General features: G+C 47.5%; 11 protein-coding genes. 2 read left to right on the forward strand and 9 right to left on the reverse strand.

Translation table 11 applies throughout. The features are described 5' to 3' along the window. Positions 1-316 precede the first annotated feature (316 nt). The 9 genes from Q0460_RS00805 to mqnE all read right to left on the reverse strand — a co-directional run bounded on the left by Q0460_RS00805 (position 317) and on the right by mqnE (position 10962). Entirely contained in the window at positions 317-2152 is a 1836-nt protein-coding gene (locus tag Q0460_RS00805) for a menaquinone biosynthesis decarboxylase (RefSeq protein ID WP_299083660.1), read from the reverse strand. A 9-nt stretch (positions 2153-2161) separates the two neighbouring features. Continuing rightward, complete coding sequence (locus Q0460_RS00810; RefSeq protein WP_299083663.1) at positions 2162-3151, reverse strand: hypothetical protein; 990 nt, start codon at positions 3149-3151, stop codon at positions 2162-2164. After that, positions 3151-4005 (reverse strand): hypothetical protein, encoded by an 855-nt coding sequence (locus tag Q0460_RS00815; protein ID WP_299083666.1) that lies wholly within the window; start codon positions 4003-4005, stop codon positions 3151-3153. The genes Q0460_RS00810 and Q0460_RS00815 overlap by 1 nt, the downstream gene beginning before the upstream one ends. Before the next feature lie 2 nt (positions 4006-4007). Then, positions 4008-6005 (reverse strand): methionine--tRNA ligase, encoded by a 1998-nt coding sequence (metG, locus tag Q0460_RS00820; RefSeq protein WP_299083669.1) that lies wholly within the window; start codon positions 6003-6005, stop codon positions 4008-4010. 46 nt (positions 6006-6051) lie between these two features. Then, positions 6052-6735, reverse strand: coding sequence for a type II secretion system protein (locus Q0460_RS00825; protein ID WP_005871625.1), 684 nt, complete (start codon positions 6733-6735; stop codon positions 6052-6054). A gap of 27 nt (positions 6736-6762) precedes the next feature. Continuing rightward, positions 6763-7989, reverse strand: coding sequence for a hypothetical protein (locus tag Q0460_RS00830; RefSeq protein ID WP_299083676.1), 1227 nt, complete (start codon positions 7987-7989; stop codon positions 6763-6765). Between the two features lie 111 nt (positions 7990-8100). Next, the gene (locus tag Q0460_RS00835; RefSeq protein ID WP_177386697.1) at positions 8101-8550 is read right to left on the reverse strand and encodes a phosphoribosyltransferase; all 450 of its coding nucleotides are present in this window, start codon (positions 8548-8550) and stop codon (positions 8101-8103) included. Positions 8551-8565: 15 nt separating this feature from the next. After that, entirely contained in the window at positions 8566-9861 is a 1296-nt protein-coding gene (locus tag Q0460_RS00840) for an NCS2 family permease (protein ID WP_298979529.1), read from the reverse strand. Between the two features lie 18 nt (positions 9862-9879). Next, positions 9880-10962, reverse strand: a complete 1083-nt coding sequence (gene mqnE, locus Q0460_RS00845) for an aminofutalosine synthase MqnE (RefSeq protein WP_299083680.1) — start codon at positions 10960-10962, stop codon at positions 9880-9882. Between the two features lie 141 nt (positions 10963-11103). Between mqnE and glmS the strand changes: the two genes are divergently transcribed. Together glmS and Q0460_RS00855 are read left to right on the forward strand one after the other, a co-directional pair. Continuing rightward, a complete protein-coding gene (glmS, locus tag Q0460_RS00850; RefSeq protein WP_299083683.1) occupies positions 11104-12921 on the forward strand; it encodes a glutamine--fructose-6-phosphate transaminase (isomerizing) in 1818 nt (605 codons plus the stop codon). A 60-nt stretch (positions 12922-12981) separates the two neighbouring features. After that, complete coding sequence (locus Q0460_RS00855; protein WP_299083685.1) at positions 12982-14115, forward strand: hypothetical protein; 1134 nt, start codon at positions 12982-12984, stop codon at positions 14113-14115. The last annotated feature ends 401 nt before the right edge of the window (positions 14116-14516 follow it).

Consider the following 14516-nt stretch of genomic DNA (forward strand, 5'->3'; position numbering starts at 1 on the left):
TTAGTAGCAGCTTCGGAATCACTCCGCTAAAAAAATTTTGTATCCACTCTATCATTTATGTCCTTTCATTTTGTGCTTGCTTGCGCTATATCGAGCTTTTGCGCCGCTTTAAAAATTTTTTGAAATTTTAAAATTTCGCTGCAGCAAATTTTACGCCTTAAAATTTTAACCCTCGCGAAGCGGTAAATTTTATAAAATTTTACCGCTTAGGGCCCGTAAATTTAGACGAAATTCTATCTAAATTTAACGTGCAGTCCTTAAAACCAAAACTAAAATTTTAAAATTTCAAATCCGCGCGAAGTTTCGCCCCGCGTCCTCAAAAAATTTCAAATTTCTTAAATAGCTCGGGCTCATCCTGCACGATGCCGCGCTCTATGAGGCTTGCCACGACTTCGCGGCTGCATAGCGTCTCCTGCGGCCACCGGCGCGTATAGCCTTCCCACTCATGCTTGCTCGTAGCGTCGATGCAGATTCGATCGTCCTGCGCCACAAACACGTCGCGCAGCGCATCGATGCTATTTACGACGCGCCAAACGCTCATATAGAGGTTGCTCGCGTCATTCCCCGCATCGGTGAAAATCAAAATTTTAAAATGCTCGCTAAATTTCAAAAGCCGCCGCCAGCTCCGCTCTACAAGCTCTTTTTTGTCTATATTTATCAACACGAGCGGGTTTTTCGTATCGCAAAAGTGCTGCTTAAGCGCCAAAATAGCAGGCTCCTCGCTTTGAAATTTCGCTAGCAGCTCCTCGTCGCTTAAAATTTGCGGCGCCTGCGAGCTTAGATCGGTCGTCGCATCAATGCCGAGCTTGCCGCCGAAGCAGGAGTTCGGGCTTGCATGATCGAGCTGATCGCACACACCCTCGCTAAAAACGAGACTGCGCGCGCCCAGGCGGTTTAGGACGTACTTCGTAAGCGCCTCGTACTCATCTAAGCTCGGCGCGTCCTGCGGCACGAAAACGGCGTGTTTTACGAAGCTCATCTGCCCCACGCCCCAAAACGCGTGCATGATCTGTTTGGCTGCAGCGGGGTAGCGCACGGCGATCTTAGCCAAAATCAGATTGTGGAATACGCCGTTTTCGGGCATTTTATAATCGATCAGATCGGGCGCGCTCGTACGAAACAGCGGCAAAAATATCCGCTCGGTCGCATATCCCATAAATTTATCCTCAAGCGGCGGCTTACCCACGACGGTGGCGTGAAATACGGGCGCGCGCTTGTGCGTGATCGCGCTAACCTCCATTACGGGGAATGGCTCTACCGGCGTGTAATATCCGGTGTGATCGCCGAAAGGCCCCTCCAGCTCGCTTACCGCGGGATCGACAAAGCCCTCGATCACGTAGTCCACGCCCTCTGGAACGTAAATTTCATTCGTAAGCGATTTTACGAGGCGAGCGGGGCTGCGGCGGATGAAGCCGTAAAGCAGCAGCTCAAAAATCCCCTTCGGCAGCGGCGCCTGACCGCACCAGATATAGAGCGGATCGCCGCCGATCGCCACGGATACGGGCATCTTGCGCCCTGCTTTGCGGTATTCGTCGAAAAAGCCCGCGCCGTCTTTGTGTATCTGCCAGTGCATCCCCAAGCGGTCGCGCCCGTAAATTTGCAAACGGTACATGCCGAGATTTTGCGTTTGCGAGTTCATATCCTTCGTATAGACCTGCCCCATCGTGATGAACGCGCCGCCATCACTCTCCCAGGTCTTAAGCACGGGAAGCTCGCCCAAATCTACATCAGCGCCCAGATGCGCGACCTGTTGGCACTCGCCGCGACCGTTAAGGCGCTTTACAAAAATTTTACGTAGCGTTATTAAGTGCGCTAAAAAATCAAGCTTTTCGCCGAAGCTTTGCGGACGCTTCGGCTTTAGCAGGCTCTGTATCTCGGCGGCGATCTCGTCAGGTTCGCGACCGAGGATTAAATTTAACGCAGAAAATGAGCCGAAAATATTGCTTAGCACCGGCGGCATCCGTTTGCCCTGTGCGTTTCGCACATTCGTAAAAAGCAGCGCCTGCGAGCGCTCTCTTTTTACCTCGATGTAGCTTGCGTGCGCGATCTCAAGTTCCGTGCTAATCTGCTCCTTTACCTCGCGCAATAGCCCGTTTTCGTAAAGCCTCTTTATCCAAAAATTTCCGTTTAGAATTTCATCAAAGCTCTGCATCCGCTGCCTTTAAAAAAATAGATTTTTTTCTTGCGGTTTTTGATTTAGAAGCTGCAAGATCGCGCTCTTTTCCGCAAAAACCAGCGCGTAGTGAAACTCGGGCAGGCTCTTTAGCGCGCTTAGCTTATTGAAGCGAAAGTCGATCTTAGTGCCGTCCAATCGGTCCTCCCAGCTGGCGCAGACGATAATTTTTTCGCGGAATTTTGCCCGCAAAAACTCCGCCTCGCGCGCAAAAAGCTCAGGATCGCTCTCGGCGATAAAGGCGCGGTAGCTGCCGCCAAGCGAGCTAACGTCAAAAAATCTATCCACAAAAATCGGCTCGAAATGGCCAAATGCGCTTAAGCTTTGAAATTTAAAGGGTATGTTTTTGCGCGAGAGATACTCGATCACGCCGCATAGCTCGGGCAAAAACAGCTGCGGAAAGATTAAGTTTGAGTAATAAAGCCCGCCGAAAACGAAGCTGCTGTAAAATATCGAGCCGCCGTAAAGCAGCCTAAAATCGTCGCTCACAGGAATCGTGACGGGCGATATTCCGAGGCTCTGCAAAAGATCGCCGTCGGTGGTGAAGTAGGTATTTTTCTCTTTGGCATTCAGCAGGCTGATGAAAAGCTCACCCTTGCTGCGCGGCGCAAACATCAAATTTTTCGGCACACTCGTGTAGCGCAGGATCTCACTTTGCACCTCGTTTATCAGCACGAAGTCGTGCCGCCACGTCTCGCCCAGAAATTTTATCAGCCGCACTAGCGCCGAGCATAAATTTTCAACCTTGATAAAGGCGATCTCGTCGTTAAGCGGCTTGAAATTATTATCGAAAATGATCGCGTACGCGCCGTTATCGATCGCGGTGCGCACATCGCGCTCGTTTGCGCCGAGTGCGATGAAAGCGCCCTTTTTCGCGACCTTTGCGGGCTCAATCGCAAAGCTTTCGACCGCGGAGATTGCGGGATTATTTAGCATCGTTCCGTTTACGATACGGGTTAAATTTAATAAATTTACCATTACGACTTCCCTGCGGCGGAGCTTTTGGCGGACGCGCTCTTTGCGGCGCGGCGCGGCTGCTTTGCGGTAGATGCGGAACTTGCGCCGGATGCAACGGCGTCTTTTGCGACGATTACAACAGCAGGCGTAGCAGTATTTTTTGCGATGCGGCGAGATTTTACGTTCTGAGATGCACTTTTAGCGGGTGTCCATTTTGCGCTAGCTGCGGAAATTTTATTTTGCGCGGCGCTTTTTACGGACGCCGATTTTGCGACAGATACTGATTTTACGGTGGATATAGAGGCTACACTTGCTGCGATACTTTTGGCGGTCGATGCGGTTTTTGCGATAGGTGTAGGTTTTTTAGCGAGCGGAGATCTTTTTGCGGGTGCGCTTTTTGTCGCTGCGTTTTTTTTAGTAGTGGCGCTTTTGGAAAGTGAGGCGTCCTTTTTAATGCTCGCGCTAGAAACGCTTGCCGTGCGCTTTCTGCGCGACGCGGCGCTTACTCTAGAGCTCTCGCTATCCGCACTCGCATGCTTTTTCGTGCGCTCGTCCGTAAATTTATCGGTGCGTGAAAACGAGCGCACAACCGCGCGCGTGCCGAGCTTTGCACATTTTAAAGCGGCGAACTTCGACAGCTCGCAAATGCCTAGTGTTAAAATTTTACGTGCCGCAAATTTTAAAGCAACCCCAGCGCCTAGCTTTAGCGCCAAAGGCGCGCCCACACACGCAAGCCCGCCCGCGCCGATCTTTGCAGCAATGGAGGAGTTGCGGCAAAACTTTAAAATTTTATCTGAAGCACCGCCTTTTTGCGCGCAGAGCCCAGCCACGCCGTAGATAGCGAGCTTCGAAGCCTTGCGCGCTAGAACTCTCATCGCTAACCTACGATCGCGCCGTTTTTTACGGGCGCGAGAGTGCTAAGCAGCGTAAGGCTGCCGTCCTCGGCGCTTAAAATCATACCCTCGCTGCTATGTTTAAAAATTTTAGCGGGTTTTAAATTTGCCAGCACGCAGATCTGCTTGCCGACAAGCGTGGCAGGATCGTAAAATTTCGCGATACCGCTGATGATTTGACGCGGCCTCTCCTCGCCCAAATCGATCATAAATCGCAACAACTTCTCGCTGCCCTCTATGTTTTCGCACTCCAAAACCGTGCCGACTTTGATAACGCATTTTTTAAAATCATCTATTTTGATTTGAGCTTCAGATGCCGCGCCTTGGGCTTCTTGCGCTGTAGCACTTAAACCGGAAGCGTTTACGTTTAAGTTTAGCGCGCTTTTTGCCGCGACGTCTGTGCTCGAACAGCTTGTAGAATTTACAGCGCCATCCAGCCTATCGTAGTCCGCCTTCGGCATTAGCTCGTGATCGATCTTGGTAAAAAGCGGCTCGCACGGCCTGGCCTTAAAATCTAAAATTTCGCCGCGAAGCACTAACTTCTCATAAAGCGGAGTGGATATTTCAAAGCCTAGCGTGTCTGCAATCTGCGCCGCCGTCTTCGGCATCGCAGGGCTTAGCAGCACGGCGACTTTAGCCAAAATATTTGCGACCAATGCGACGAGAGCCAGCGCCTTAACCTGCTCGCCGTTTTTCATCAAATTCCACGGCTCGTATTTCGCGATCGAAGCGTTTGCGAGCGCAAGCGCCCTCCAAAGCTCCTCTAAATATCTATTGGTAGCGACCTCCTCAAGCGCGTTAAGCGCGGCGCTCAGATAGGAGTTTGCTTCCTCTATCTCGGCGGTGAAAAATTTCATCACGTCTTTGGAATTTATGACGTAATCCGAGTATTTTGCGCTCATGCCGACGATGCGGCTAAGCAGATTTCCAAGCTCGTTGGCAAGCTCGGAATTTACGCGGTTTATGATCGCTTTTTGCGAAAAATCGCCGTCTTGGCCGAACGGTACCTCGCGCAGTAAGAAATACCTAAACTGCTCCAGCCCATAGGCGTTTGCGACCTCGCGCGGATCCACGACGTTGCCAAGGCTTTTGCTCATCTTTTTACCATCGCGCGTCCACCAGCCGTGAGCTGCGATGCTGCGTGGCATATTTAGCCCAAGGCTCATCAAAAACGCAGGCCAATAAACAGCGTGAAAGCGCAAAATGTCCTTGCCTACGATGTGTAGAGCGTCGCCCCAATATTCCATCCGATCGCCGCCCGCGCAAAATCCGAGCGAACTAAGGTAATCCATTAGCGCGTCCAGCCAGACGTAAATCACGTGCTTCGGATCGTTCAGCTCGGGCGGAATTTTAACGCCCCAATCAAAGCCCGTTCGCGTGATCGAAAGATCCTTTAGCCCGCTTTTTACGAAGCTTATCACCTCGTTTTTTTTGCCTAGGGGAAGGATGCACTTTTCATCCTCGTACCATTTTAAAAGCCGCTCTGCGTAGGCGCTAAGCCTAAAAAAATAGCTCTCCTCTTTTAAAATTTTAGTCTTTTTGCCGCAGTCGGGGCAATACTCGCCGTCGATTAGCTGAGCGGAAGGAAAAAAACTCTCGCAGCTTACGCAATAGTTGCCTTCGTATTCGCCCTTATAAATGTCGCCCTTTTCATACATCTTGCGAAATACGTTTTGCACCGCCGCCTCATGCGCGGCATCGGTAGTGCGCGAAAACATATCATAGCTGATGTCAAACTCGTCCCACAGGTCTTTAAATTTAGCGCTCACGCCGTCTGCGTACTGCTTTGGGCTTTGGCCGTGCTTGGCTGCGGCCTCCTCGATCTTTTGGCCGTGCTCGTCGGTGCCCGTTTTAAAAAACACCTCGTGTCCTTGCAGGCGGTAAAATCTAGCCATCGTATCGGCGATGATCGTCGTGTATGCGTGACCGATGTGCGGGACGTCGTTTACGTAATAAATCGGCGTCATTATGTATTTTTTCATTATTCTCCTTGCGCTTACTTAAATTTGACTAAAAATTTTATTAGTCCTATTGTGCGGCTGTGCCGGTATTAGAATTTAGCGTGTATCTTACGTATCCGGTCTCCGGCTCGATAGTAATACTAGCGGTCTCTCTTGCATCATTAGTAAGTGTAATAACGCACTGGCCCACAAAAAGCCTATCATATGGCACATTAGAGTTCGCTAACTGCCCCATTGGGCGACCGTAAGAATCAAAGGAGATGGTGTGATTGTTTCTATTACCGCAATTAGTAAATTGTATATTTCTTATATTATATGTTGCTCCTAAATTTAGCTTTTGATTCATTCTTGCACCATCAGTATTGGCGGGCTGCCTAGCGAAGCCCGAAGTAAGCAGTTTGTTAGGATTTTGCGGATCAGCTGCCATAGAATTTAGGCTATTTGGTTGTCCGTTTGAACCAGGGAAGTCTCCGTTATCCCAATATATATTATATCGCCATCCTGCCGCAGAGCCCGGTGCTCCTTGATCAGTAAATTGAATCCTCCAAAATCTCTTAAACCAATTAGGATCGTCAGGATCGAATTTGTTATCATTCATAGCCAGTTGCTGAGTATAGCGAATATGAGCAGCTACTTGATCTGCCGCCTCCACAAGGCTATTTCGATTGATTTGAGGCACTGCCACCGCCGCTAGAATTCCAACCACCACGATGATGAAAATCAGCTCTATCATAGTAAATGCTTTTTTCATAATTTTTACCTTTCATAAAAATTTTGTTTATATTTTAACATAAAATTTCGCAATTCGCACGCCTCGCTTGTAAATATCTATATTTTGTATCGAATTTTTATGATCCGAGACATATTCCGGCTTATCCGCATAGATAAAAGCGCTGTCCCCGCTAGGCAGTCCGTAAAATTTCAGCCGCAGGCAGAGCCTCTCGTCCTCGCAGCTTACGCTTTTTACTCCGCGATTTTTTAACTCACTTGCCAGCTGCCTAGCTACGTCAAATTTATAGATAAAATGCCGCTGCGGTTTGTTTGCGAACATCGCCTCATACATCACGTCGCTGAAAATCACTGCAAAATAACTCACCGCTAAGCTTACCAGCGTCACACCTACGGCAATCTTATGAAAAGTGCGAAATTTAGGCAGCCTAACGCGGTATGAATTAAACAGAACCCGAATAATCAAAGGCGTAGCGATGACGCAATACGGCAGCATCATCTCAAGCGGCACGCGCTGTCTTAGAGAAAAAAGCATCGTTAGACAAAGCGCGCTCGTGGCGATGAACCAAAGCAGGCTCTTTTCCTCTTTGATCCAAATTCTATAGATCGTGTAGATGAAAAATAAAAACACTAAAGGCGAAAATGCGCCCGCAAAAACGCCCACGGTGTCTAAAAAATATCCCTTCGGCTTACCCTCCGAGCTTACGTCGTAAAAAATCACGCTGAAGCTAAATAGCGCTATGCAAAGCAGCAAAAGCTCCTTTTTGCGCGTATAAAGCGCCCAAATTCCAAAGCCGACGTAGAGCATAAAAAACGCGCGGTCGATCAGGGCGCAAACGGACAGAAGCACGAAAAGCGCGATATTGTATTCGCTCTTTGCAAAATAGATCGCCAGCAGCGTGAAAAAAACAATGATGCCCGCAGGATTTAGCAAGATCGCGCTACTCATCGACGCAGGAAGCGCCATAAATAGCGCCGTAGCGACCACTCTATCGAAGCGACGCTTTAGAATAAATTTTGAAATTTTATAGATCATCGCGGCGTTTGCGAAGTGGATCAAAATAAACGGTACGCGCAGGGCATAGTCGTTGCGCCCGAAAATTTCGCAGCTTAAATTTGCGATTAGCGAAACGAGGGATTTTTTATCATAAAAAATTTCGGCTTCGTAGTAGCTGATGCTTAAATTTGAGATCGCATAAAGCAAAAATATGCCCTGAAACAGGCACATTATGGAAATTACGAAAATTTCGTTTTGATAAAGCTTCTTCACTCTCATCCTTGCTGCGGGCGCTTTAAATTTATGGCTAAATTCTATGGTCGAAATTTTATAAAATTTGAGCCGCCGAATCCTTTAAAATTTAGCCGCTAAATTTAACCGGGCGCCGCTTCATTCCTCTATCGTATAATTTTCCCAAAAGAAATTTATCCACTCATCCGTCTTTGAAATTTTAAAATCGGGCTGGATAAGCGCTTTAGGTTTGTAAAAAATCACCGCGGTTTTAAGCTCTATTTGCGGGAATTTCTCCAGCAGCACGCGCTTGATCTCGACCATGCTGTCACCGCTGTCGATGATATCGTCCACCAGCAGCACGCGTTTGTAAAGCTCTAGATCGGGCACGTTGAAAACGTCGATGGTGTCGAGCTTTTTGGTATCTGCGTAGTGGATGGAATTTATCGAAAATATCGTCCGCATATCAAGCGCATTGGCTAGCGCGTGACCGAATGTGAGCCCGCCTCTAGCGATCGCCACGATCGCGTCGGGCATAAATTCGTCCCTAACCTGCTTTGCTATAACTCTTGCGTCGCGATCCATCTCTTCAAAACTATAAAATCTCATATCTTTCCTTAAAATTTAATGCATTAAAAATACTAAAACGCTAATCGCGCCAAGCGTCAAAACGCCGAAATTTAAATCTTTTATCCTGCGCTGAGCGAGTCTAACTACGATATAAGCGATAAAGCCGAAGCTTAAGCCATTGGTGATCGAATAGGTAAAAGGCATCAAAAACACTATAAAAAAGGCAGGGATTAGAATTCCCGCGTCGCTATAATCGATCTTGCCAAGCTCGCTAAACATCAGAACCCCGACCATTACAAGGATCGGATAGATCGCATTTGCAGGGATCGCTTTAAATAGCGGTAGCATAAACAGCGTCAGCACGAAAAATATAGCGCAAAATACCGCGGTAAGCCCCGTGCGGCCGCCCGCTTCTACTCCGCTCGCGCTTTCAGCAAATGCAGTAACCGTGCTCGTGCCGATAATGGCGCCTGCGACGCTTCCTATCGCATCGGAAGTTAAATTTCTAGATAGTTTTTTCATGCCGTCTTTGCTATTCTCTCCAAAAAGCCCCGCGCGGTTTCCCACGCCGGTTAGAGTACCGATGCTATCGAATAGATGCGTGACGAAAAATGTGATTATAAAAGGCACGAACGCGAGCTTTAGCGCTCCGGGGATATCTAGCTTAGCAAATATCGGCGTTATGCCGCTTGGCGCGCTTACGATGCCATGAGGTGCGGGCGAAATTCCAGCCACCCACGCAACGCACGAAGTAATCAAGATGCTTAAGATAAACGCCGCCTTGATCCTAAGCACGAAGAGCACAAGCACGACCGCTAAGCCTAAAATTCCAAGTAAAACGTTTAGATCTTTTAAATTTCCTAAAGTTACTAGCGTCGCCTGACTAGGCGCGATGACGCCCATCTGTTTAAGTCCGATAAAGCAGATGAAAGCCCCGATACCCGCACTTATGGCGCGACGCAGATCAAGCGGGATAGATTTGATAACCCAAACGCGAAAATTGGTAAACGAAAGCACGGTAAAAAGTGCCCCGCTTATCGCTACGATGCCAAGTGCGCTCTGCCACGGCATCTTCGCATCCACGCACAACGCAAAGGTAAAATACGCATTTAGCCCCATGCCGACGCTAAGCGCTACGGGGGTATTTGCAAAGAGCCCGTTAAATAGCGTTGCGATTATCGTAATAAGCGCAGTTGCCGTAACCAGCGCATCAAACGGCATGCCTGCGATGCTCATAATGTTAGCATTTACCGGCACGATGTAAATCATCGCCAAAAACGTAGTAAGCCCTGCGATAAGCTCCTGTTTTACCGACGTTTTCGCGGCAGCGAGATGAAAGAATTTCTCCACTTGCTCCTCCTTTAGAATTTATTCGTAAATTTCGATCTGGTTATACAAGCTGTCGCGCTCTACGGGCACAAAGCCCGCCGTGCTGATCATATCGATAAAATCGCGCTTGCTCTGCCCTTTTTTGCTGCCGGCGCCGGCGCTGCTTTGAATGCTTTCGTTCTCGATCGTGCCGTCAAGATCATCCGCGCCGAAATCCTGCGCTACGAGGGCTAAATTTAAGGTCGAGGTCGCCCAATACGCCTTGATATGCGCAACGTTGTCAAGCAAAATTCTACTAATCGCGATCGTTTTTAAAATTTCGACCGAGCCCAAAAAGCCCTTCACGTCCAGGTAATTGTTCTCGCGCTGATACACGAGCGGGATGAAGGCGTTGAAACCGCCGCCGTTATCGCGAGCTAGGCTCTCATCTTGCAGAGCGCGGATGCGCAAGATGTGATCGATGCGGTGAGCGCGGCTTTCGATATGTCCAAAGAGCATCGTGGCGTTGCTCTGACGCCCGCGCGCATGCCACAGCGAGTGGATTTGCAGCCACTGCTCGCTTGAGACCTTGCCTTTGCAAATTTTATCGCGCACGTCCTCGTCAAAAATTTCGGCGCCGCCGCCAGGCATCGAATCCACGCCGCTTTGCATCATCAGCTCTATCGTCTCCTCGTAGCTCATCTTCCACTTTCGCCGCCAGTAATCGATCTCCGCCGCGGTCATCGCCTTGATATGCACAAGCGGATATTTTTGCTTTATCGCTTTAAAAATTCCCAAATATTGCTGCGGCGTAACGAACGGATTGTGCGAGCTTACGATATGAATCTCCTTCGTGCCGCGCGCTACCGTCTCGTCCACGATACGCATGATCTCATCGTCGCTCATCGTGTAAGCCCCGTCGTTCTTGCGGTGCGCCGAAAATGCGCAAAATTTACAGGTATCCGCGCATAAATTCGAAGGATTGATATGACGATTTGCGTTGAAATAGACGTTTTTGCCGTTTTTTTCTTTGCGAATAGCAAAGGCGAATTTGCCCAGATCGAAAAGATCCAAATCCCATAACTTCACGCCGTCTTCGTAATTTAATCTCTCGCCGCTTTGTAGTTTTTCTAAAATTTCCATCGATTTCCCAAGCCAAATTTTGTGCTAATTATATAATTTTTTGCTTACAAAACGGATAAGCGGACTAAATTTAGAGCCGAATTTCGTTAATTTAAAATAGCGTAGTAAAATGGGCGCCAAATTTTAAACAAGGAAAGCAAAATGTGTGGAATCGTAGGCTACATCGGAAATGAAGAGAAGAAAAAAATCATAATAAACGGACTGAAGGAACTCGAGTATCGCGGATACGATAGCGCTGGGCTTGCTGTGATGGACGAGAGTGCGAATATAAAGTACTTCAAAGCAGTCGGCAAGCTTAATAATCTCGAAGAAAAGATGAAAGATTTCACTTCGCAAGGCTTTGGCGTCGCGATCGGGCATACTCGCTGGGCGACGCACGGAAAGCCTACTGAGCTTAACGCGCATCCGCATTTTGGAGATTTTAGCTTCGTCGTGCATAACGGCATCATCGAAAACTACATCGAGCTAAAAGATGAGCTCGAAGCGGACGGCGTGAAATTTTTAAGCCAGACCGATACCGAAGTAATCGTGCATCTTTTCGAGAAAAATTTCAAGGCTAGTAACGACGCATTTAAGGCATATGAAGCCACAATTAAACGACTAAAAGGCGCATACGCTACGCTTTTAATCACCAAGGCAGCACCCGGCGAAATTTTCTTTGCTAAAAACGCAGCTCCGCTCATCGTCGCGAAAAATGATAAAAACGAAATTTTCTTTAGCTCCTCGGATGCTCCGCTCATCGGGCTTGCGAATACGGCCGCGTATCTGGACGATCAAATTTACGGCGTTGCAAAGCTTGGGCAAATCGACATTTTTAAAAACTCTAAACCGCATAATTGCGCCTTTAGTGAGCTTCCGAAGGATAAAGGCTATGCGCAAAAAGAGGGCTTTAGATTTTTTATGGAAAAAGAAATTTACGAGCAAGCGCAAGTCGTAACCGAAGCGATGATGGGGCGCGTAATCAAGGGCGGCAAGATAAAATTTGACGAACTTGACGCGTCGCTGTTTGAGGGGATCGATGAGGTCGTGCTATGCGCCTGCGGTACGAGCTATCACGCCGCGCTCGTAAGTTCGTATCTTTTCGAGCGCATCGCTAAAATCCGCGCAAAAGTAGAAGTTGCCAGCGAATTCCGCTATAAAGAACCATTTTTAAACAAGAATTCCTTATTTATCGTGATCTCGCAAAGTGGCGAGACCGCCGACACCTTAGAGGCGCTGCATATCGCTAAAAAAGCCGGTCTTAGAACGCTTGCGATATGCAACGTCGATAATAGCTCGATCGTGCGCATGGCGGGCAGCGTGATTCTAACTCGCGCAGGCATCGAAAAGGGCGTAGCCTCCACGAAGGCTTTTGCGACGCAGGTAATGGTGCTATGGATGTTTGTGATCTATCTTGCAAATCTGCGCGAGGTCATCTCAGCGCGCATGAATTCCGCTGAAATTTCAGCGATGCTTCATATCCCGCAAATTTTAAAGATCAAAGACGGCTTGCAGGATAAAATTTACCGCATGAGTAAGCACTATCTGCATGGGCACGGCTTTTTCTTTATCGGTCGCGATATTTTCTATCCGCTCGCTCTTGAGGGCGCACTCAAGCTCAAAGAGATCTCTTATCTGCACGCGGAGGGCTATCCGAGCGGCGAGATGAAACACGGTCCGATCGCTCTTGCGGATTCTAATCTTTTTACGATCGCGCTAATGCCTAAAAATGCACTTTATGAAAAAACCAAAAGCAATGTCGAAGAGCTTGCCGCGCGCGATGCGTATATTTTAGCTATCAGCCCGGAAGAGCCGGAAATCGCGGATGATTTTATCAAAACAAGCGAGCAGAGCCACGCGATGAGCGAATTTTTTGAGATGATGATAATTTTACAAATTCTAGCTCTTGAGATCTCCGTCAGACTTGGCAATGATGTGGATATGCCGCGAAATTTAGCCAAAAGCGTCACCGTAGAATAATCGTTTTTTAAGTTCATTTTGACTAATATTTCTCATTAAAAAATCGGGGAATGTTAGTATATGAGACTTATCGGATTTATCAGAGGTGAAAATGTCATAGTCGCCACAGGCGGGGTCGAGTATAGCTACGAAATGCTTGGCGAGCGCGATCCTAGCCTAACCGATGGCGATGAGGTAAGCTTCGACACGCTAACATCCAGCGCGATAAATATAAAGCGCGTCGAGGGCTCTAAATCTAAAGACCGCGTAGCGCAAAAAGTAGCCCCACAGCCAAAAGAATCTGCAAAACAAAACGATGAAATTTTTGGTGATAAGAATTCTGCAGAAAACAATATATCCGAAACGCCATCCTTTCAAAGCTCTACCGAAAATATTGCAAACGATATATCTGCCGTAAAAGAAACGAAGGTCGCAAAAAAATTTAATAAATTTAAATTTAACCGCAAAGCCAAGCCTACGAGTGCAAAAAAACCGAAATTCTTTGGATTTGAGTTCGTCCAAACCGATGATCTGCGCACTACGCAAAGCGTTGAGAGTAAGATTTATACTTCATCTATCCGCAAGGAAGGGCTTAAATCCATAATCCTGCCCATAGCGCCGATAGTCATTATTTTGATATTCCGTTCGCAAATCGCAAGCATATTTCTATCTTTTTCGCAGATCCAAGACTACGTCAATCAAGATACGGTTTATATGGTGATGGACCTGCTGATTTTCCTCAGTTTTGCGCTATTTTATCTGCTGCCGCTTAACCGCGCGATAAACCTACTCTCCATAGCGACGCACGATCAATACCCGATGCGTCAAATGGCGAATTACAACGTCTTTATCATCCTGTGCGTCATCTCTACGATCCTGCAGGATAAGAGCCTGGGGCTGGATGAGTTCGAGCAGATTTTCATCTGCGGCGTGATCGGACTTGGGCTCATTTCGTTTTATTATAAGTTCAAGGCTTTTGCGTTTATGTTTTTCAAAACCGCAGGCTCGATCCTATTTGCTCCTGCGCTGCTTGTGGAGTTCGCGGCGATTATTTTCATCGGTATCGGCGACCGCTATACTGGCGCGTCGATGAAATTTATGGAGCTTACGGGGCTATTTTTTGCTAGCACGGCATGGAGGTACATCATAATTTTTATCGTTATGTCGCCGCTTTATTTCCTTGGATTTTGTATGCTAAGGCGGATTAAAAAATAATTCTGCGAAATTTTGCTGCAAATCTCGCTATGATGAAATTTTGCTACGATAGAATTCCACTCAAAATTTCATAGCAAAATTTAGCACGAAGACAGAATTTAGCGGGGATTTTGAACTTTATCAAAGTGAAATTCTACCGCATTAAAATTTTATCGTAATAAAATTCCATAATTTTAGGCGTAGATCATACCATAAAGCAATATATGTGTTTTATACGCGTAACGCACGGCTTACAAAAATAACACCAATGCCTGCGAAATTTCGATGCAATGCCCCCTTTTATTTGACAAAAGCCATAGTAATTTTACATCGCGTCTGTAAAATCATACCGCTAAAATCCATCTTTAAATCTCGCGCGCTCAGCACATATCGATGCAGAATTTTATCCACGCAATTCGGCG

Source organism: uncultured Campylobacter sp. (assembly GCF_937980635.1).
In the GTDB taxonomy this organism is placed as follows: domain Bacteria; phylum Campylobacterota; class Campylobacteria; order Campylobacterales; family Campylobacteraceae; genus Campylobacter_B.